This window comes from Legionella parisiensis, from assembly GCF_001467945.1.
GTDB lineage: Bacteria > Pseudomonadota > Gammaproteobacteria > Legionellales > Legionellaceae > Legionella > Legionella parisiensis.
Genome location: NZ_LNYQ01000013.1, coordinates 2,417,423 through 2,438,858 on the forward strand (window position 1 = coordinate 2,417,423; position 21,436 = coordinate 2,438,858).

A 21,436-nucleotide genomic window follows, 5' to 3' on the forward strand; every position below is an offset into this window, starting at 1 on the left:
AACTCAGTTCATCTCAAGATCATGATAAATCTTATTTTTCATCAAAACGAATTGGTTTCCTACCTTCAATTGTCGTAATGGATAATGAGTTTGTGATTATTTTGGGTGTTATAAAAATCAGTAACTCATCATTTCTAAGAGCAATTTGTGTATTTTTAAACAAGTTCCCAACTACCGGTAACTGACCGAAAAAAGGTACTCTGGTAATGGTTTTGCTCTTATCCTGCTGATAAATACCACCAAGTACTATAGTTTGTCCATTGCTAACCAGTACATTCGTCTTAATTTCTTTAGTTGCAATTACTGGTACTCCATTAAATGTTAAGTTTGGTAATGCGTTATCCTGATTAATTTTCAATTCCATAAGTATCTTACTATCAGGAGTAATTTGTGGCGTTACATTTAAACTTAATACCGCTTTTTTGAATGCTACTGCTGTCGCCCCACTTGAAGTCGCTTCCTGATAGGGAATTTCCTGCCCTGATTCAATTACAGCAGCTTGTTGATTTGCTGTAATAAGCTTCGGACTCGATATCAATTCAGCAAGGCCCTCGCTTTCTAAAGCAGACAATTCAAGATCAAGTAAAATATTATCTCCAAGCTGCGCTAATGCGATACCTACAGAAGCAGGAGGTACACCCGTCACCGGAGCAGCGACTAAATCCAGGTTTAATCTGTCTGTAAATGGAACGACATTTGCCGGAGCAACGCCTTGTGCCAACTGATTAGCACCAGCCAAGGTTCCACTTAAATGAGTCGGCCTGGAAACACCCCAACGAATACCGAGGTCTTGAGCAAAATCTTTGGTCACTTCGACAATACGTGCCTCTATAAGCACCTGTTTGACGGGTACATCCAACTGTTTAATCAACTCCCTGACTTCATTTATCCGAGTTCCACTGTCTTGAATCCAGATAGTATTTGTTCGCGTATCAACACTTACTCGACCTTTCTCTGATAAAAGAGAGTTTTGTTTGTCTTTAATCAAAATCGCAAGATCTGTGGCTTTGGCATAGTTGATCTGGATAAGCTCTGAACGTACCGGCTCAAGCTTTTGAATAGCTCGTTGGCTCTTAAGCTCCTCTGCCTCCATTTTATCAAAAGAAGCTTTATAATCGATTAACATTACATTCCCTGTCTGGTGTTTAGCCAGTTTCTGCGTCGTCAAAATAATATCCAGAGCTTGATCCCAGGGAATATTATTTAACCTAAGAGTAATATTACCCTGAACGTTATCACTCACTACAATGTTCATCCCAGTAAAATCAGCAAGCAACTGCAGCACAGCTCGTATACTGATATTTTGGAAATTTAAAGAAAGTCTTCTTCCAGAAAAAACCTTCTTTTTCAATTTGGCCTGTTGCGCCTCTTCTGGAGTCAAAGGAAATACATCAATCATAAATTGCTTATTAACCTGATAAACGTATTGGCCAAAAGCGCCAGTACCCGCTAATCTCATATGGGCATTTTTACCTTTTTGCTGAAAAGTAACGATTTGCACAGGGCTGCGGAAATCTGAAACGTCAAAACGCTTCCTTAATTCCTGAGGAATTTTTGTATTTAAAAATTTAACTAAAATTTCTTTACCATGCTGTTCGACTTCCATGGGGACGGTAGTACTGGAAACATCCACTATTGCTCGACCACCCTGCCGCTCAATTCCTCGAAAATCAAAATGATTGATCTCATAACTTGTTCTGACTGGACGATGGGTGAGTAGAAGTTCTTTAGCAGGTTGGTATAACTCATTATTTTTGCCATTCAAAATAAGAGTATATACATTTTCAGAAACTGAGCCTAAATAAGGTACTGCATAGTTTAAATCCAAGATGGCCCGAACACGGCTCCCCACTGCAACAACAGCATATTTATCAAGAGAGCCTATTTTAATCTCTTTTGCTTTTTGTTTGGATGGTAACTCCAGGTTAGAGTCAATAAAATCAAGGACTATACGCGTCGGATTTTGGGTCACAAAGCTCGCAGGCTCTCGCTTAACAGGTTGCGCAAACTCGAAATCCACACGTAACTTCCCTTGTGGTAAAGGAATTACCTTAATTGATAACAAAGGATTATTTTGGGCAAAAGCCATCCCCAAGCTCATACTAAATAAAATGAATAAAGCAACAATTCTCCGCACTTTTGCTCCTACTTCCCAGTATATAATTCAAGCGTGATTTTATGTTTCTCCCACTTTCCTGATTTTTGTGTTGTTTCTATTAATTGAATTGAATTATTATTGATTGATACGATACGGCCATAATTCTGGCCCATATAATTACCAATCCCCACATGAGTAATATCTGAGCTGGGTAGTTTTACCAATGCCCATATTTCATTTCCTTGCATTAAAGTGCCTACAAATTTTAAAGCATCCAAAGGATAGGCTTCCAATGGCTCTTTCGGCCTATTTCTATCTGGGGCATTAATATCAACCTCTTCCTTTTTTTGAGTTATAGGCTTAAATGGATTACGCCTGTTGCCATTATCTGGAAATCTAAAAGTAGGTAAAGGCGCAAAGGAAGGGATTGGTTCAACCTCTCGTGTTTTTCTCTGTTTTACCTCCTTGATATAACGCACTAGATCATCATTATTACCGGAACAGGCGACCAGCAATAAAGACAATGAACAGATACAACTAATTGTTTGTTTTCGGTTTATCATTGTGTGCGATATCGATATATTTTAGCTGTAATGTTCATTACCAATTCATCCTCTGAAACCACTTTATTATCTTTTGAGGACACCCCTGCAATACTAAAGTCATGTAAGGTTACGATACGGCTCATCTCGGCAACCCGACTTATAAACATTGCCAATTGAAAATAAGTTCCTACTACTGAAATTTTTATTGGTCGTTCAACATAAAAATCATGTACTACCTCCGGTTGTGGCGCAAATAACTCAAACCTTAGGCCTGATGTCACACCTGTTTTAGAAATATCTTCTAATAAACCGGGCATCTGATTTTTTTCTGGAAGCTGTTTGAGCATTAATGCAAAACGCTCCATCATTATTTGCAGTTGCAGGCGGTAGGCTGGCAAATTAAATAATTGGCGTTGCTTGTGTTCAAAATCTGCTTTTAAAGTGGCCTCCTGCTCTTTTAGATTGTTATATTGAGCAAAATTGTCTTGTATGATTAGCCAATAACCCAGAGCAATAATTAAAATACTCACTCCCATAAGAACGCAAACTTTAACCACTACTGGCCATTGCCCAACATTTTCCAGAGTTAATTCATTCAGGTTAATGTTATTCATAGTATTATCCCGATCTGAAACTGAGGGGCAAGCACAAAAGTTAATTTAAATTCATTATTAGCAGCCTGCTGTTTCATTTTCTCATCATCTTCTTTCTTGATTTCACTAAGCAGAGGATTATGAAGCCAGTCATTATTTTCTATGTTCCTCATTAATATGGAAACAAAAGTATTTGATTCAGTATAACCAAAAATGGTAATGACATCATTTTTCCCTTCTACCTGAGTTAAATAGATTCCCGATGGGGTTATATTGATTAATTCATCAAATAAATGAACCATTAATGTTCGTGTGGATTGTAAATGCTGAACTATAGACATTCTAGAAATCATCATTTCCCTAGCCTTTTGCAAATTTTTTATTTCTCTTATTTGCGCATCCATAGTATTAATTTCTTTCTGAAGCATTTGATTCCGCGTGACTTGATTGTTCACCAAGCCTGAAGCATACGAGTTAATTAAAAATACAATAAATGCTGCGAGCACAATGCACGCAAGTAACATCGTTGTAAACAGCTTTTTTTCCTGCTCCCGCTTTAATTCTCGCCAAGGAAGAAGGTTAATTTGTGTCATATAGTCTCACTTAAAATCCCTTAATGCCAGACCACAGGCTACCATGAGTGTTGAAGCATCATGATTTATAGAGTCCAAATTCACCATTTTTCCAGGAATCATATACGAAAAAGGATTGGCAATCGTGGTACTCATTCCTAATCGCTCCTGAACCAAAGCTATCAACCCAGGCAGCTTGGCTAAGCCTCCAGACAGCAAAATATGATCTACATCTCCGTCCTGGCTTGTGGAATAAAAAAACTGCAAAGTACGTTTGATTTGCAATAAAATATTTTCTTTAAAAGGCTCTAAAACTTTTTCCTCATAATCTGCAGGTAATTCTCCATTGTCTTTAGCAAGGGCGGCTTGTTCCAAAGACATGTCATAATACTCAGCAATCGAGTCTATTAATTGCTTGCCGCCAAATTTTTCTTCTCTCGAATAAACCAATTTCATAGCTTGCAATACAACTAAATGCGTATAACAGGCACCAATATCAATGATAGCAATTGTTTTATCTTGTCCAGATGCGGGTAAATCCTTAGCAAGTTGTTGTGCAGCTCTCTCTACAGCATAGGATTCTACGTCAATCACTACAGCCTCTAAACCTGCGTGAATCGCCGTCTCAACACGTTGATTCACATTTTCTGCTCGCGACGCAACAATAAGTACATCTAACATACTCGGATTTTTTTCAGAATGCCCCAAAATTTCAAAATCAAGATTAATTTCATCTATTGGATAAGGAATATATTTATCAGCTTCTGTAACAATTAGCTCCTCCATCTCCTGATCATTTAAGCCCTCATTGATTTGTATCACTTTACTGATTATTGAGGAGTCAGGGACAGCTAAAGCAGCTTGCTTACATGCTGTATGCAAGCGGTCAATTACTTTCTTAATGCACTGTGAAACCGCATCAATATCCTTAATTGTGTTCCCATCCATTGCATTCGCTGGCAGTACTTCGCGTCCATAATTTTCAACAACAAATGTATCTTCCTGACCTGAAATTTCCAAGATTTTAACTGCTGTCGATGTAATATCTATTCCGAGAATTGAACGATGCTTAGGCTGAAACAATTTGAGCACGTTTGTTATTCCTTTGAATCTTCCATGCATTCAAAAAAACTCCTTGAGAATTGTATGTTGATGTTAACGTAACCTCTTAAAAAATTACAATGATTTCTGCTTTATTAAACTACCATAATGATGTCATTTTGTCATTTTACTCTTAAGTTCCACAACAACTTGCGCTTATCAAAAACATTGCATATAGTGAAAGACCAACTTGTAAGGGGATTTCGCATTTATGTATTGAAAAGGAGATTTTCATGACTAGGTTAGAAGAGTTAGTTTATGCATTGGCGACAGTTATAGTACGTTATCATGACATCCAAGATAATATCGCGACTAAAGATAAATTTGTTACTGCACTTGATCCTACTATGCGCAAAAAAAAATCTCATGATCGCGCAGTAGAAATAATTCAGGATACAAAAACCGATTTTGCTCCATACCTAGAAGGAAAGATCAATGCGTGTACAGGGGGCTATCAAGCTCGAAAGGAATTCCTTTCATTCATCTTGAGCGCAATTTGTTATCTAAAAGAACAAAACGAAAGAAAAATTCCATTTGAACCCAAAGAATTACAAGCATTTCATGAACAATTAACCCAGTTATTTATTGATTTTCGACAATTGTTAAATGTATATAAAGGCTCCAAATATCCAGTAACGCTAATTAATTCCAAAAGTGCCAAAACTCAGGAGTTCAATGGTTTATTAAACGATAGGCTTGTGGGTGGTAAATATTGCAATTCAGGCCTATTGCTTATCGATGAAGTTTTTTTTGTACTTCATATGACTACCGAAGACTCGAATGTGGAACTCAAAGAGATTGCAACAAACATCTGTCTGGAACAACAAACTCTTCTAGAGAATCAATGTGAAAAATTAAAAAAAGTAGATGAAAGAGAACAAAATGCTCAAAAATTAGAGCAAGAAAAACAAAAAGCCGAATTAGAGGCCCAAAAACTAGAACAAGAAAAACTAAAAGCTGAATTAGAGGCCCAAAAACTAGAACAAGAAAAGCAAAAAGCAGAGTTAGAGGCCCAAAAACTAGAACAAGAAAAACAAAAAGCTGAGTTAGAGGCTCAAAAGTTATTATGGGGGAAAGAAAAAGGAGAATCAGACTCCCAGATTTTGGAATTAAAAGAAAAAAATAAAGCACTACTCGCAACCATTGAGGAATCTTCTAAGGAACTGGAAAAAACTAAATCGGAACTACAAAAAGCTAAAGATACCCCAGCCAGACGTTTCCCTGTTTATACCCCATTTTATGGAAGTCTTGCTGCATTAAATATGCTTCCAGGAACTAACCCTCGATTTTTCCAACAGCAATCTACATCGTCACAAAGTTTGCCCCAAGTGGATGATATTGACGAGAGCATAAAGAAGGCAATGATAGAATGAAAGAAAAAGAGGCATTATCCTCTATTTAGTACATGGTATTAAATGACTTACTGAGTGTTTCATTGAGTTTTCTCAGCAAAACCCGATGAAGCACCCAAAAATTAGTAGAAAATTACTCTCTTTTTTGCACGAAACTCGCAATTAAACAAAAAATCACTGTATAATACACGCCAAATTTCAAAACATTATGACTCTATGAAAATGGCATACTTCTGGCGTAAAGGTCTATGGGCGCTGATGAGCCTGTTTTTTGTTTTAATCGTAGCAGGTAGTCTATTTTACCTCTATGTTGAAAGCCAACTCCCCAACGTAGATTCGTTGAAAACAGTACAATTGCAAGTACCTTTACAAATTTTCAGCAAAGAAGGCTTGCTTATTCAGGAATATGGCGAAAAAAAACGAATTCCCGTTACTTATGATGAAATCCCCCCTATGCTGATTCATGCATTAATTGCAACTGAGGATCAACGCTTTTTTGAGCATCCTGGTGTGGATGTTTTGGGCCTTGGACGTGCTGCAGTTCGTATGGTTAAAACTGGAACAAAGTCTCAAGGTGGTAGTACCATTACCATGCAGGTTGCGCGTAATTTTTTCTTAAGTCGTAAAAAAACCTTTTTACGCAAATTTAATGAAATTATGCTTGCTATTAAAATAGATAGGGAATTGAGTAAGGAAAAAATTCTCGAACTCTATCTTAACAGAATCTATTTAGGTAATCGTGCTTATGGCGTTGGTGCTGCAGCGATGGTTTATTATGGTAAGTCGCTTAAAGAATTAAATCTAGCTGAACTCGCAATGATTGCTGGCCTTCCTCAAGCACCTTCAACCCAAAACCCCATTGCAAACCCATTAGCGGCCAAAAAACGGCGCGACCATGTATTAGAGCGCTTGCTGGAAGAGCATTATATCAGTGAAGAGCAATATCAAAATGCAATAAACCAACCAATTACTGCGAAGTATCATGGCACTGCTATTGAAGTAAAAGCGCCTTATGTTGCTGAAATGATTCGTCAATCCTTATTCGATAATTTCGGCCCTGACGCATACACTAAAGGCTATAAAGTTTACACGACTATTGATGGAAAATTGCAAAATACAGCCAATGATGTAGTCGAAAAAAACTTAATCTCTTATGACCACCGACATGGTTATCGAGGACCTGTTGCCACAATTGGTGAAAAAGACAGCAAATCCTTACAATCAATTCAAAAAAATCTAGAAAAATATCCGGAACTTAACCATCTTCTTCCAGCAGTTGTTACCGAAGTCCGGGAAAAAGAAGCAACAGTTACATTGCAAAGCGGCCGAACCATTCTTATCCCTTGGGCCGGTTTATCTTGGGCAAGACCTGCACTTAAAAATGGTTGGGTAGGAAAATCTCCATCCAAAGCCATGCAAATTGTTGCTGTTGGAGATATTATTTATGTCCATTCAATAAAAGATCATTGGGAATTGGCACAAATCCCTGAAGCCGAGTCAGCGATGGTAGCACTGAATCCTAAAAATGGTGCCATAGAGGTACTCGTTGGCGGATTTAATTTCCAAAAAAGTAAATTTAACCGGGCAACTCAATCCAGCAGACAACCAGGATCCAGTTTTAAACCTTTTGTCTATGCTGCGGCATTAAACAACGGTTATACTTTGGCAACATTGATTAATGATGCGCCTATTGTCGTTGATGATCCAAGTCAACCCAACTTATGGCGTCCTCACAATGTGAATCTGAAATTCAATGGACCAACCCGGTTAAAACAAGCCTTGGTCCAATCTAAAAACTTAGTGTCCATACGTATCCTTGATGACATTGGTATCAATTATACCATTGATTTCCTAGCTCGTTTCGGATTTAATAAGAAAACACTACCCAGAGGCTTGTCCCTTGCTTTAGGCAGTTTATCAATTAGCCCTATGGACCTCACAGTTGCTTATGCTGTTTTCGCAAATGGTGGTTATAAAATCGAACCCTATCTCATTGATCACATTACTGATGCAGATGGCAAGATATTGTTACAAGCCAAACCAACCGTTGTCTGTAATAACTGCGACAACAATGTGGACCATTCAACACTAGCTCCGCGAGTAATTCCCGAAGACATTAACTTTTTAATGTATACTGCTTTAAAAGATGTTGTTCAGCATGGTACTGCCCGTGCAGCTCGCGCCCTTAATCGCCAAGACATAGCAGGTAAGACTGGTACAACTAATGATCAGGTAGATGCCTGGTTTGCCGGGTTTAATCCTGACCTCGTTGTAACAGCGTGGATAGGTTTTGATAATCCTAAATCGTTACACGAATATGCTGCGGGACTCGCTTTGCCTTTATGGATCGACTTTATGAAAGTTGCTTTGAAAGGAAAACCTGAAGGTGAAATGAGACAACCTGAAGATGTAGTTGCAGTTCGCATTGATCCCAATAGTGGTTTATTGGCACGTCCTAATCAGGCAAATGGCATCATCGAATATTTTCGGAATAAAGAAGTTCCAGCAGAAGAAGATCCAACTCCTGTCTTTAATGCGACTAATGATCAGCAACAACTTCCAATAACCGAAGATAGTTTGTTTTAAATTAATGTAGCCTAGCTCAAGCGTAGAAGAACTGGGAAGTGCTAACATATCTTCCCAGATTACCGCTTCACCTTACCTATACCCGTCACGTGAAGCAGAATGCAGATATTTTCATTCCTGCGAAGGCATGAATCCATCCATAATTAAACACATTACCATATAAAATGGCTCTCATGCTGAGGATGGCAGAGTTATTTGAGATTGCGTAAAATGAAACACTATATACACGCAATGTTTCCAGCTAATAATCTTTAAGGTTGATTGAATTAGCAGCTTTGTTAATACGCTGTGTCGAACGATTAATAAAAAATTTGATTAAATAACCTGGTACAATTTTCATAAGCTGACAGAGTAACCAGGAAAATAAAGTACTCTTCTCTTTGTAGCGCATTACTTCGGCAGCCTTAATCCCTAATGCTTGATTGAGCTTAACAAAAGGACGCATTTGATTTTCATAATTTTGCAGCGCAAGCTGATAGTTATCTTTTGATGCTCCCAGCTCCCCTGCAAGAATATAAGCACCGATGATGGCTAAACTACTCCCCTGACCTGACATAGGTGAAGCACAATAAGCAGCATCTCCCAACAAAACTACCCTGCCTTGTGACCAGTGATCCATATGGATCTGGGCTGCTGCATCAAAATAAAAATCAGGTGAGTCGCACATCATTTTCAGAAATTTAGGAATCTCCCAGCCAATCCCGTCATAAACGGTTCTAAGCACCTGTTGCTGTTGTTCCACATTACGAAGATCGACTTTTTCTGGAGCAATAAATCCAAAGCATGCTTTAGCATTCGGCTCTCCTGAAGCGCTCCAAACTGACGCAACTCGGCCTAACTCCGAGTATTGCATCTCTAATCGATCCAAATTCAAATAATTGGGAACAGTAAACACGCAGAGATATAAACCTAACTCCTGAGAAAAAAGTGATTCTTCACCAAATACAAGCTTCCTTACATTTGAATGAAGCCCATCAGCGCCAATAACCAGATCGAATTCTCGTGCTTCACTATATTGAAATAGAACTTCTATATGATCAGAAAATTGAGTTATCTCTTGAATCCAATCACCAAAAATAAAATCTGCATCAAGTACCTGATCCATGAGAATCTGGCACAAGGCGCCACGAATAATTTCCACATCCTCGCCAGCTCGATGACCAAACACATCACCACTCATTTTCTGAATTACTTTTCCATTCCTGTCAACCAGCATAGCCCCTTGCATATCGGTGCTTGCTGCTACAACAGTCTCATAAATACCCATTCTTCGCAAAACGTGTAGCGCTGCGCCTCGTACATCGATTTTATAACCTCCAATAAGCAATGATGGGGCTCGTTCAACGATTGTGATCGTAAAACCATATCGTTTTAACCAATATGCAACGCTCAACCCTGCTACTCCTGCACCGGAAATAAGTACTCTCATATCAACCTCATGCCATTGGAAAGAGAATCTGGGTTTTAATAAATAAATTTAGTGTAATATGGAAATTATAGCGTAGCCTGGGTGAAACCCGAGATTGCAGAATGAGCGAACGTCTCAAGTCCTGGGTTACGGCTTTCGCCTTAACCCAGGCTACAATTTATAGAGCAAAATCAGACAATAATAAAACTTTATCGACCAGCCAATGCGATCGCTGCTGGGGTATACTCATACTCTAAATCACGAGCAACTGCATCAAAGGTGATTTTACCCTGATGAACGTTTAAGCCATTAAGTAAATGTTTATCATTCAATAAAGCCAACTTCACACCCTTAGTTGCAATGCTTAAAACAAAAGGCAGGGTTGCATTATTCAAAGCAAAAGTTGATGTTCTTGGCACAGCACCCGGCATATTTGCAACACAATAATGCACCACATTATCGACAACATATGTAGGTTCTTGATGTGTTGTGGGTCGGCTTGTTTCGAAACATCCACCTTGGTCAATCGCTACATCCACCAGTACCGAGCCAGGCCGCATTGATTTAAGCATAGCACGAGTCATTAATTTGGGAGCTGCTGCCCCAGGCACTAATACCGCACCAATCACTAAGTCAGCGCTAGTAGTATATCTCTCTATGGCATCTGCAGTAGAATAAACGGTATTGATCTTAGAGCCAAATTGGAAATCCAACTCGTTTAAACGTTGTAAGGAACGATCGAGCACTGTCACTCGAGCTTCCATACCCATTGCCATACGTACCGCATTAGTACCAACTACACCGCCTCCAATCACTACGACATTTGCCGCCGCTACTCCAGGAACACCTCCGAGCAAAACGCCGCTACCACCTTGGGCCATTTCTAAGCAATGTGCTCCGGCCTGAATGGACATACGACCAGCAACTTGTGACATAGGAGCCAATAAGGGCAAACCACCATTATCTTCAGTTACTGTTTCATAAGCTATAGCAGTAACTCCAGACTCTTTAAGCATGCGTGCTTGGTGAGGATCTGGGGCCAAATGCAAATAAGTAAATAAAGTTTGACCTTCACGGAGACGTTTGCACTCAATGGGTTGCGGCTCTTTTACTTTTACAATAAGTTCAGCTCTGGAAAATACCTCATCCGCGCTATCAACAACCTCGGCTCCGGCATGTCGATAATCATCATCAGAAATCCCAATTCCCAATCCAGCTCCCTTCTCTACTATAGCAGAGCTGCCTACTCGTATAATTTCCCTGATACTTGAAGGGACAAGACCTACACGATTTTCTTGAGGTTTAATTTCTTTTGGAACGCCTACTAACATACTTTCTCCCTCTAACGGTTCTTTAATTGTGCTATTAACTGTGGCACGAGTTCAAATAAATCACCAACCAAACCATAGTCAGCAATTTGAAAAATAGGGGCATCTTCATCCTTATTAATTGCAACAATAATCTTAGAGTCTTTCATCCCAGCCATATGCTGTACCGCTCCAGAAATTCCCACAGCAATATAAAGCATTGGTGCAACTATCCTTCCGGTTTGCCCCACCTGATAATCGTTAGGAACGAACCCGGCATCTACAGCAGCACGGGATGCTCCTACAGCAGCACCAAGTACATCAGCTAATTCTTCGATCAACTTAAACTTCTCGGCACTTTGAAGTCCCCTTCCTCCAGAAACAACAATTTTAGCGCTTCCTAGATCAGGACGTTCAGACTTACTTAGCTCATGTCTAACAAATTGACTACTTTTTGCAATAAATTCTTTATCGATTTGTTCAATGCAACAACTAGCCTGACTTGTAGTTACTGGATTAAATGCCGTTATTCTAATCGTCAAAATCTTTATTGGATCAAGGACTCGTACAGTCTCTATAGCATTACCTGCATAGATTGGATGTTCGAAGGTATCTTTATCGATAATCGTACTCACATCAGAAACCTGAGCTACATCCAACTGTGCTGCAACACGAGGTGCGACATTTTTACCAAAAGTACTTGCAGATACTAATATAGCTTTAAATGACTGAGCAAACGAAAGAACTAAATCACTTATTTGCTCTGCCAATGGATGTTCATAACACGGTTTATCAATACACCAAACCGCATGAACTCCTGAAAGACTTGCGGCTTGTTCTGCTACCGCTTTACATTGATGCCCTATAACGAGTAAGGTTGGTTCGCCGCCCAGTTCCAATGCTGCAGCCAGAACATTACGTGTAGATGGATGTAATGTTTGATTATCATGTTCAACGAGTACTAAAGTGCTCATCACGTCCCCCTTTATCAAAGCACTTTGGCTTCATGCTGTAGTTTATCCAATAACGCAGACACTGACTCAACTTTCACTCCAGCACTGCGAGCATCAGGTTCTGTGACTTTTAATACCTCAACGTGTTTTTTAAGTGACAACCCCAGTTTATCTAACTCCAAGTCAACCAAAGGTTTCTTTTTTGCTTTCATGATGTTGGGAAGGCTAGCGTATCGTGGTTCGTTTAAGCGCAAATCCGTGCTGACTACTGCTGGCAAGAGTACTTTAATTGTTTCAAGCCCTCCATCAATTTCTCGTGTTACCTGAAGGTGGTCTGCACTTGCTTCGATTTTAGAAGCATACGTTGCCTGGGGCCAATTTAATAAAGAGGCCAACATTTGGGGGGTCTGGTTATTATCACCATCAATAGCTTGCTTACCCATTAATACTAAATTGGGATTTTCATCATCGATAATCTTTTTTAATATTTTTGCGACATTGAGGCTTTCTAATGAGTCTTGAGTGCGAATCAAAATTGCTCTATCAGCCCCTAAGGCTAAAGCATGTCTCAAAGTTTCCTGAGAACTCTCACCACCAATACTGACTGCTACCACCTCTGTAGCCCAATTTTTTTCGCGTAAACGTAACGCTTCTTCTATAGCAATTTCATCAAAGGGATTCATTGCCATTTTAATATTATGTGTTTCAACTCCGGTATGGTCCGATTTAACCCGAATTTTGACATAAGGGTCGATTACACGCTTCACTGCCACGAGAACTTTCATAATTCCTCACTGGATAATCAAAACTAACGCATCTTGCCAGAGATACCCTGCCAAATTCAAGGGGTATTTCTATTTTACCCTGAATTTGACAATGGTAAAGGCCATGAATATAACACCTGAAATTTAGGCATTAAAGGAGATACCTGACCTTAAAAACTTTTTTATGTAGGACATCCTACTACAGTAAGCTGCATCCCAGAGTCATCTTTGAGCAGACTAATCACCCGTTCTGCCCGGTCAACTGCCAAAGCAGTTTTTCCTCCTGGAGTGTAAACACTGGGATCTTTTTTTACTAACTCTAAAGCCTTAGATGCTTTTGCAACTTTTTCTTCGACTTTCAAATCATTATCTTTATCGATTACACGCACTCTAAGCAAAAATGCGTCTAATGCGCGATGCTTTCCTCCACCTGCCCTCCAGTTTCTAAAAAATTGCTGCTCTAATAATCCAAGATATGATTCAATTGGCGCTGCAATCATTTTTAATTCAGGCGTTTTAAAATTCTCGCTGATACTTTGATTCTGGCTTGCAAGAATCAATTCTCGACATAAGTTTTCATCTACTGCAGAGGCCTCAGACTTCACCTCCGAAGGAGCGCAAAGTAATGGTGTTAAAATTGTAGAACCTATTTGCAAACTCATCTCATAGCACTGACGAGATGCCCAAAAAGTCATTTCAACTAAACGAGCTAGTAAGGTAGTTGTGGTCATGGCAGAAACTATGGTGATTTTTTGCAAGGTATTACCAAGCTTTTGCAACCCTGCTGAATTGCTGCCCGTCATAAATTGTCCACCTGTTAATAAAGCAAAATAAAGAGCATAAATAGCAAATAACTCTTCCGCAAAAACAAAAGTACTCAAACTAATAAAAATCATGGGAAGGAATGAAATTAAAACACGGATCCCTTTTGGCTTTATTTTCCCTACTTCGTCTAAATATCCGGTAGATTGATCAAGTAGATGCAGAAGACTCACATATAAATGACGCTCCGTAAATGTTCGGGAAGCATTTCTTAAGTTTTCCAACCATTTTTTAAGATCTTCTCGCGTAGTAATTTCATCAAATTTAAGCGGTTTAAAATCTTGAGGGGAAGTTAACTTCCCATAACAAAGCGACAATGTTTTAAAACAAGCTCCATCATTGCGATTTTCAGACAGATTGTTCTCAATCCATTTTGCTTCTGCACCGAATTTTCCAATAAGGTCCGGATGGAAATTAAAAGATAAAATTCTATAATTTTTTTTTATTTTTGTTTTTTCCGGACCATCTTTAAGCAGCAATTTATTAATTAATTTAATAAAATCAGCGTCTAGTCGTAAAAGAGCCTCCTTGTTCAAATCACTTGTATAACAATCTTTTTCTTTATCATAACTGGCATAGATGCTAACCAGAGTTTTTAATTCAGTCTCTATAGTCATAACCTCTCCCTAGATTGGCTATTCAGGATCGATACTGCTAAAACTCGTTAACTTTCTGAAATCCTAGTTATCGCATAGTACAATCCATTTTATTGAACCAATTTTTCCGTTTAATGTATTCTGTAAAAAAGCCAACAACCAACAGACTAATATAAAATGCACTCATCACATCACTCAAATAATGAAACCATAACAAAATTCTTGAAGCAGCAACTAATAGAGCAACAACAAGTAACACATAAAAATATCGAGGAAAAATTATCCCTAATCCAGCTACTAAACTAATAACCGTCGTCGTGTGTCCTGAAGGCAAAGACCAATAATTTGAACTTAACTTAAACCAATAAAATCCAAACTCATTACTGGAAAATAACAATTCAGGGCGAGCACGGCTCAATGCAACTTTTAAAATTAAACAAACCAAATTGGCTAAAAGTACGCAACTCAGTAAATACCAAGATCGAACTTCATAAACAGTATTAACTTGGATGTATCGAAAATACAACCCGGCAATAAAAAACAAACTGATATAAGAAACCCATTTTCCCAATGCAGTCAATAGGAGTAAAAAGGGAATATTGACTCTGAAGTCCAAATGGTAAAAATAAGTCGCCAAAGGCTTGTCTACAAAATAATAGGCTAGAATAACCAAAAATGCATAGGGAATAATAACCCAAGGTTTTTTCATAAAATTAAATAATTTTTCAAACTGCGACATCAATCAAATCCTTATTTTTCACGTAAGTACCATGGAATGGTAACAACAATTGTACTAGGATCTCGCTTTAAAAACAGTAAAGCCCGTAATCCTGTGGCATGAATATTGTGTAATAAGTACTCATACCAGTTAAGTTCTAATAACTCAGGTATCATAAAGGCAATCAGCTTATCTTTCCTCTCTTTTCTTACGTTATCTACAAAATTTAATAATGGCTTATAAATACGCCAATAAGGTGATTTTATAATTTCTAGTTTAGGTAGACCTTTATCTGCTTTTTTGGCTGGCACTTCCATCAGTTGATGCCAAAGTTGTTTTAAAGGTTCAATATCTTCATATCCTGCATTAACAAAAACAGCTGTAATATCAGATTGAATTGCATTTTCAGCGATTAAATCTAAACCATGTATTGGAATAATTACTACAGGGTGCTTTAGATAACGAGGATGTATTTTTATTGGATTTTCAATTTCTCACGCAATCTTATTATAATGACGCTTAATATGAGACATCAAAAATGCCAATGCAGGTGCAAGAACAACAATTATCCAAGCACCTTCCATAAATTTTGTGATGATAATAATAAAAAGTGCGATTGCGGTGATTAAAGCACCCAGAGCATTCATTACTAATTTATAGCGAACTTGCCGGCTTTCTTCGCGCACCCAATGTACTACCATACCAACCTTTGAAAAAAGAAAAGCACTAAAAGATCCCACAGCAAACATTGGAATTAGATTATGGGTAACTCCCTTAAAAACAAATAGAACCTAAAATGATAATTCCTGCTGGCAACAACACTGTGAGTGCTGCTTCTGGTCCATAAGCTGTTGAGGACAAAGCGTCTAATCCGAGTGCAGGAACTCCAGTTAATACAGACAATTCTTGTTTCTTCTGGGACTTCCAAGTAAGGGGCTTCCCTAAAATTTTATCTGTTAATGACATATTCCTACTGTCCTCTGAAGTTTATAACTCATTGTAACCATTCAATAAATCTTAATAAAGGCATCTTTTTTTATAAGAAACTCCATTAAACTAACCTTTTCAGTATCCATTTCAATCATTGATATTGTTGACAAGAGACCCAATAAGTACGAAAATCCAACACAACATCTTAAACACAGAAACGAGTGAGCATGGATTTAACAAAATTTACTATTAAGTCAATGCAAATACTTGTTTTCGCTGCGTTGGTAATTCAAGGAGCCTATGCCCACCAGGATGTTACAGTTGTTGGTACTCTAAAACAGACATTACAGCAAGCACCTGCACATTTGTCGCACGATAGTCTGGTGAAAGATAAAAAGAGTATTCAATTACTGCAAGTCCATCTTTCCGACGAGGCAAAAAATCTCCTGGCCACCCGTGCCCAAGATGCTTTAGCGCATACTCAGCAGTTTGCTTATACTTCTGCAAATAACGCAGCCTTGTTGATACCTAATAATGTTAAATTAGGCATGAATAATGTACCCGTCTTGGACCAAGGAATCCATGGGACCTGTGTCACTTTTGCAGTAACCGCTGCACTTGATGCAACCATGTTCAAGGGTGATTACATTAGTCAGTTGTGTAATCTACAGCTGGGTAGTTATCTGGAAAAACACGGTTATGGTCTAAGCGGCTGGGATGGAAGTTATGCGAGTTATGTCATTGACCAGATGGAACAGTATGGAATCGTTAATAAAGTCAAACAACTAAAATTCGGTTGTGGCGGCTTGAAAAACTATCCAACATACACAGAGCATGATCCCGCATCATTTATGGATCCCGAAATATTTAATTCACTTAGCGAGTCGATCTTTGGCAAAGAAGTCAATTGGTCTGATGTATTTCAAAAAACTGATCCGGAAAAGAACTTAAACGATGTGAAGCAAGCTCTATCTTCAGGTGACCGATTGGTATTTGCTGTACTTCTTCCACGTACCGATTTAGGTAGCGTAGGAGCAGTCGGCAAATATAAGACATGGATGTATACTGATACCTGGGTTTTAACACCAGAAATAATTGCAGATGTCGATTATGTCGAAGCTGCTCATGAAATGGTCATTACTGGATATGATGATAATGCAGTTGCGGTGGATAATCACGGAGTGAAACATAAAGGATTATTATTCTTAAGAAACTCTTGGGGCACCTCTGTTGGGGATGACGGTGAGTTCTATATGTCCTATGATTATTTTAAATTATTATCTTTTGATATAACTCGATTTTCTCGCGCTTCGATATAGCATAAAAATATTTGTCCAAGAATCTAGCCCGGATAAAAACACACGCCAAACCCCACGAAACCTTATGTAAAGAATCCCCTGGTGCTTTTTTTAATTCTTAAGTTGCAAGCGATAAAAATCAGTGGCATTTGTCAATAAAATTTTATTGGCTAGACGGTTATCAAAAACATCTAAAATAAGATTGATATCATTTTTACTAAAGGGTTTCGGCGCACGTGTTGAGGGAAGATCTGTACCGAACATCAGTGCGTCGGGATTAATCGATACAATCGTTTTTAAGGTGCTGGTGACATCAAAATCAACTCTGCCAAATCCGGATGCCTTGACTTTGATCCCTTGTTCAATGAGCTTAAATAGACCTGGAAGCCCACTCTTAGACAATCCCAGATGGTCTATGCTGACCGCAGGTAGACTGAGGAGTAAATCACTCAACTCCACGAGATCAGAAGACTCAACATACAACTCTACATGCCATTTGGCAATCTCATAAACTCGATGCGCCATGTCACTTAAATGCTCCATTTTTTCTGATCCGCCACGTCTCAGATTGAATCGAATACCGCGAATTCCTTGCTGATTTAATTCAATAATTTCTTCGTTACTTGCTAGAGCGGGTAATTGAGTCACCCCCACAAAATTTGGACCCAAGGCATGTAACGCATTTATTAAATAAGTTTGATCAAATGCTTGAAAAGATCCTGAGACCACCGCCCCACCAATAATGTGCAGGGGCTGTGCAATTTTAATGTAATCAGTAACCGTAAACTCTTTAGGCACATAGGATTGGTTGGCAATCAAGGGAAACCGGTAATCGATAATATGTAAATGTGCATCAAATAAGTTCATCATTTATGTCCCTTTTATATATTTTCCCTGTACTACATTTGTAACCTGTGCAGCGAGCCTGTGTTAATTACCATCGATTTCCCCGGGCTCTTCTGTGCTGCACCCAGGCTACCCAAAACGGTTAACAAACCTCACTTCCTCAACAGGTGTGCGAGCTTGCTGCTTTGTGCTTTCGGTAAAGAATCGACACCTTAAAGTATCTTCCTTAACTGATTCCATCAAAGTTGGGGTGTCCCTATATCCACCGAGACAATACCTTTGCCATTGACCATCCAATTCCATTTCAATAAAACAATGATCCGGATTAACAGCAACAGATACAGGAATCTCAGGATATAAACGACTCATTTCTTCCTTAAAGGCAATCGCTCTTAAACGACAACTTGCAACACCCAACTTTCTTGCCTCATTAAGATACTCAGTACCATTATGAACGGTGGCTCCAATGGAGTTGCGTAATTCTCCACGGTCTCTGCCAAACTTAAAGTACTTCATTAACAAACGATGTATTTCATGATGTCCAGGTTGCGCAGCTAACGTGCTAAAAACAGGATGTGCTCTATAGTGTTTGGGCATACGCAACAATAAATTGACAATAATGTCGCGTGGCTCTATTGTGGGTTTAAGTAAGCGAATGTAATGCAAATGATTTTTTTGAGAGTACTTTATTTCAAAATCATCCTTTTTTAATTCACTAATAGCGATGTCTAACAAAGTTTCACCAGGATGCAAAGAGGGTAAAGCCTGCCAATTTTCTGTCAAATTTAATCTCTTTTTTCCTTTTAATAGAACGCGATTTGGTTCCTCTTTTCTTTTTTCAATGAGTTCTTCGGTTAATCCTTCAGGATGAAAGTTATAGTGGGACTCAACCAGGTTATCCGTAGCATTCATGCCTGCTAATTCAAAATATTGGAATGGAGAGGATGGATTTTCATGAATTACCAGATCAGAATAAACTTCGTCACGGTAATATTTGGCAGGTGGAGTAAATGTCAGTGAATTTACTGGTTTGAATATGGGTTTTCTATATTTTGGTTGAGCAATAAAAGCCTTTGTATCAATACCACTTTGATATGTTTTTTGTTTTACTTCTTTCTGGTTAATAATGCGACTTTTTAGGCTCTGTAACTCGAATTGTTCGCTTTCATTATGCGTATTTTCTAGTTCAATATCAATGATAGCTTGTTTCGTTTGATTCAAATGGTACCTGTCCAGCTTGGGTGAGAATATCGGCGCGACCTGGTTAAGGTGTGTTTCAATGGACTGATGATCATCTACTAATTCTTGGCAGACTTTATAATCAAGAAAGTGAATCTGCTCTGTAGCTAATTGTTGCTGTTGTGCCTGGACAAGCAGTGTAGCGCGAGTCGCTGGTTTTAATTTAGATGCCAACAAATCATCAAAATCATCCCCATTAATGGCACGTTGTATGGACTCTTTGTTCATTTGAACTAATTTTTCATTTTCCCAAGTATATAATGCATGCCCCGCATCAAGCAATTCAAGCATATGCTTTAGCATCAGCTCACGTTTACTTATTGACCAACTGGAAAAAGACCAATCAGAAAAAATATAAATTTGATCGGTAGGCACCAGTTTAAAATCGTCAACTACATCATCCCGATCTTCTTTCTGAATGACGGGGTTACTATTTAGCTTCTCTGTTGCTTCACGAATATCCCCATCAAAAATACCCTGCGTACGGGCAAATGCTCTCACATTGGCATAAGCAGTTGACGGAAACCATTCCCCCAAGAAGCCTGTTTTTCTTTGTAATGTAGGAAGTAACGTTGCGATAAGCTTTAAAGCCTCATCCACCTGCAACTCAACAGGATAATTTTGGTATTTGGGATCTCGAAAAGGCAAAACAAGTTTTTTCAAATCAAATGCTTTATTTCTATCTTTCTGATTAATCCACCATTTAGACTCAATGCGTTGAATTTCTTGATCTACCACTGCTAATAATGTACTCATCAATTCTTTACCTGATGAAGGTAAAATTTGTAATTTAAAAGGAGGTAGTTTTTGTGCAGCAATCATTGCTTCAAAATCATCGAACTGGTCCTGATTTGCTGCGTCCGCTTCTGTTGCCTCACGAAGCCCAGCCTCCAAAGATTTAGGTAGGACGTGTCTGCCTCTCTTTACTAAATCAGGATTAACCTGATTTAAAACCTGCATCACATTTTGAGAGCAAAAAGTTTCCTCAGAAGGAGAATGCTTTTCTCTATCTTTTTTATCCTGTTTATTTGACCATTGGAAAAGTGATTTGAGCACAGCCCAGAAGCTGGTGCGGGTTTTTCCTTGTGCATATAATCTTTTAGTAACATTGACTTGTTGCCGGTATGCCTCGAGGAATTGTCGTCTTTGATTGCTGTCGGTATGTTTAAACACCAACAAACTTGAATTAACAGCAGGAAGAGTTTCTGCTTGTCCTGAAGCACGCCAGAAAACAACCAATAATTGGATTAATCTCTCTTTATTTTCATTAGATGCAACAAGGAATTGTTTAATGAGCTCTTCTGCATCTTCATTTCCCGTTATTTGGGAAGCCCAAAGTTTCATCCATTTGAAGCCTCCTTCAAGTGCTTTCTTTATTTGAGCTGAGGTGAATTCTTTGCTGCAGTAATTGAGAAGCAGAACTGTTAATTCCTCTACACTCTTCCCTTGAAGATTTTCAATAAATACATTCGCAGACGCAGAAAGCTGTCGCTCATAATTGTGACAAATGATGCCGTGTTCATTCTTGCCGGTACAAACAAAGACGGTAACAACTTCCATATGCCCATGTTTATTGCCAGCAGTCGTGATGGATTGAGCGGCCTGTTTTAATCGGACGAAAGGTTTTCTGCTACTTGATACAACAAAGACTATATCGCCTGGATCAATAGCGCAATCCTTCATCAGTAACATACCGCTCTCCTACATT

General features: G+C 38.7%; 19 protein-coding genes. 3 read left to right on the plus strand and 16 right to left on the minus strand.

Annotation, left to right across the window (positions count from 1 at the left end; all coding sequences use genetic code 11):
- Positions 1-31: 31 nt before the first annotated feature.
- Genes Lpar_RS16790 through Lpar_RS16810 form a run of 5 tightly spaced genes read right to left on the minus strand, consistent with a single transcriptional unit; the run spans position 32 to position 4,900 of the window.
- Complete coding sequence (locus tag Lpar_RS16790; protein WP_058518914.1) at positions 32-2,137, minus strand: type IV pilus secretin PilQ; 2,106 nt, start codon at positions 2,135-2,137, stop codon at positions 32-34.
- Between the two features lie 8 nt (positions 2,138-2,145).
- Positions 2,146-2,661: a pilus assembly protein PilP gene (locus Lpar_RS16795; protein ID WP_058518915.1), complete on the minus strand. Its 516-nt coding sequence runs from the start codon at positions 2,659-2,661 to the stop codon at positions 2,146-2,148.
- Entirely contained in the window at positions 2,658-3,257 is a 600-nt protein-coding gene (locus tag Lpar_RS16800) for a type IV pilus inner membrane component PilO (protein ID WP_058518916.1), read from the minus strand. The genes Lpar_RS16795 and Lpar_RS16800 overlap by 4 nt, the downstream gene beginning before the upstream one ends.
- Positions 3,254-3,829 carry a PilN domain-containing protein gene (locus Lpar_RS16805; protein ID WP_058518917.1) on the minus strand — a complete coding sequence of 192 codons (576 nt, stop codon included), beginning with the start codon at positions 3,827-3,829 and terminating at the stop codon, positions 3,254-3,256. Before Lpar_RS16805 ends, Lpar_RS16800 begins: the two co-directional genes overlap by 4 nt.
- Before the next feature lie 6 nt (positions 3,830-3,835).
- Positions 3,836-4,900: a type IV pilus assembly protein PilM gene (locus Lpar_RS16810; protein ID WP_058519311.1), complete on the minus strand. Its 1,065-nt coding sequence runs from the start codon at positions 4,898-4,900 to the stop codon at positions 3,836-3,838.
- A 242-nt stretch (positions 4,901-5,142) separates the two neighbouring features.
- Between Lpar_RS16810 and Lpar_RS16815 the strand changes: the two genes are divergently transcribed.
- On the plus strand, positions 5,143-6,282 hold the full coding sequence (locus Lpar_RS16815) for a DUF874 family protein (protein WP_058518918.1): 1,140 nt from the start codon (positions 5,143-5,145) through the stop codon (positions 6,280-6,282).
- A gap of 195 nt (positions 6,283-6,477) precedes the next feature.
- Positions 6,478-8,847: a penicillin-binding protein 1A gene (locus tag Lpar_RS16820; protein WP_058518919.1), complete on the plus strand. Its 2,370-nt coding sequence runs from the start codon at positions 6,478-6,480 to the stop codon at positions 8,845-8,847.
- Positions 8,848-9,088: 241 nt separating this feature from the next.
- Here the strand turns inward: Lpar_RS16820 and Lpar_RS16825 are convergent, their stop codons facing one another.
- The 9 genes from Lpar_RS16825 to Lpar_RS18965 all read right to left on the minus strand — a co-directional run bounded on the left by Lpar_RS16825 (position 9,089) and on the right by Lpar_RS18965 (position 16,381).
- Positions 9,089-10,276, minus strand: coding sequence for an FAD-dependent monooxygenase (locus tag Lpar_RS16825; protein WP_058518920.1), 1,188 nt, complete (start codon positions 10,274-10,276; stop codon positions 9,089-9,091).
- A gap of 188 nt (positions 10,277-10,464) precedes the next feature.
- Entirely contained in the window at positions 10,465-11,586 is a 1,122-nt protein-coding gene (gene ald / locus Lpar_RS16830) for an alanine dehydrogenase (protein WP_058518921.1), read from the minus strand.
- 11 nt (positions 11,587-11,597) lie between these two features.
- Positions 11,598-12,536, minus strand: coding sequence for an electron transfer flavoprotein subunit alpha/FixB family protein (locus tag Lpar_RS16835; RefSeq protein WP_058518922.1), 939 nt, complete (start codon positions 12,534-12,536; stop codon positions 11,598-11,600).
- 14 nt (positions 12,537-12,550) lie between these two features.
- Positions 12,551-13,300, minus strand: a complete 750-nt coding sequence (locus tag Lpar_RS16840; RefSeq protein WP_058518923.1) for an electron transfer flavoprotein subunit beta/FixA family protein — start codon at positions 13,298-13,300, stop codon at positions 12,551-12,553.
- 161 nt (positions 13,301-13,461) lie between these two features.
- The gene (locus tag Lpar_RS16845; RefSeq protein ID WP_058518924.1) at positions 13,462-14,718 is read right to left on the minus strand and encodes a hypothetical protein; all 1,257 of its coding nucleotides are present in this window, start codon (positions 14,716-14,718) and stop codon (positions 13,462-13,464) included.
- 67 nt (positions 14,719-14,785) lie between these two features.
- On the minus strand, positions 14,786-15,436 hold the full coding sequence (locus Lpar_RS16850; RefSeq protein WP_058518925.1) for a phosphatase PAP2 family protein: 651 nt from the start codon (positions 15,434-15,436) through the stop codon (positions 14,786-14,788).
- An 11-nt stretch (positions 15,437-15,447) separates the two neighbouring features.
- Positions 15,448-15,732 (minus strand): hypothetical protein, encoded by a 285-nt coding sequence (locus tag Lpar_RS19480; RefSeq protein ID WP_058518926.1) that lies wholly within the window; start codon positions 15,730-15,732, stop codon positions 15,448-15,450.
- Between the two features lie 177 nt (positions 15,733-15,909).
- Positions 15,910-16,155 (minus strand): hypothetical protein, encoded by a 246-nt coding sequence (locus Lpar_RS19485; RefSeq protein ID WP_237759436.1) that lies wholly within the window; start codon positions 16,153-16,155, stop codon positions 15,910-15,912.
- 34 nt (positions 16,156-16,189) lie between these two features.
- Complete coding sequence (locus Lpar_RS18965; RefSeq protein ID WP_058518928.1) at positions 16,190-16,381, minus strand: hypothetical protein; 192 nt, start codon at positions 16,379-16,381, stop codon at positions 16,190-16,192.
- A gap of 191 nt (positions 16,382-16,572) precedes the next feature.
- On the opposite strand from Lpar_RS18965, the gene Lpar_RS16870 reads away from it, so the two are divergent.
- Positions 16,573-17,664, plus strand: coding sequence for a C1 family peptidase (locus Lpar_RS16870; protein WP_058518929.1), 1,092 nt, complete (start codon positions 16,573-16,575; stop codon positions 17,662-17,664).
- Between the two features lie 90 nt (positions 17,665-17,754).
- Here the strand turns inward: Lpar_RS16870 and Lpar_RS16875 are convergent, their stop codons facing one another.
- Complete coding sequence (locus Lpar_RS16875) at positions 17,755-18,513, minus strand: amidohydrolase family protein (protein WP_058518930.1); 759 nt, start codon at positions 18,511-18,513, stop codon at positions 17,755-17,757.
- Positions 18,514-18,618: 105 nt separating this feature from the next.
- Positions 18,619-21,420 (minus strand): hypothetical protein, encoded by a 2,802-nt coding sequence (locus Lpar_RS16880; RefSeq protein WP_058518931.1) that lies wholly within the window; start codon positions 21,418-21,420, stop codon positions 18,619-18,621.
- Between the last annotated feature and the right edge of the window lie 16 nt (positions 21,421-21,436).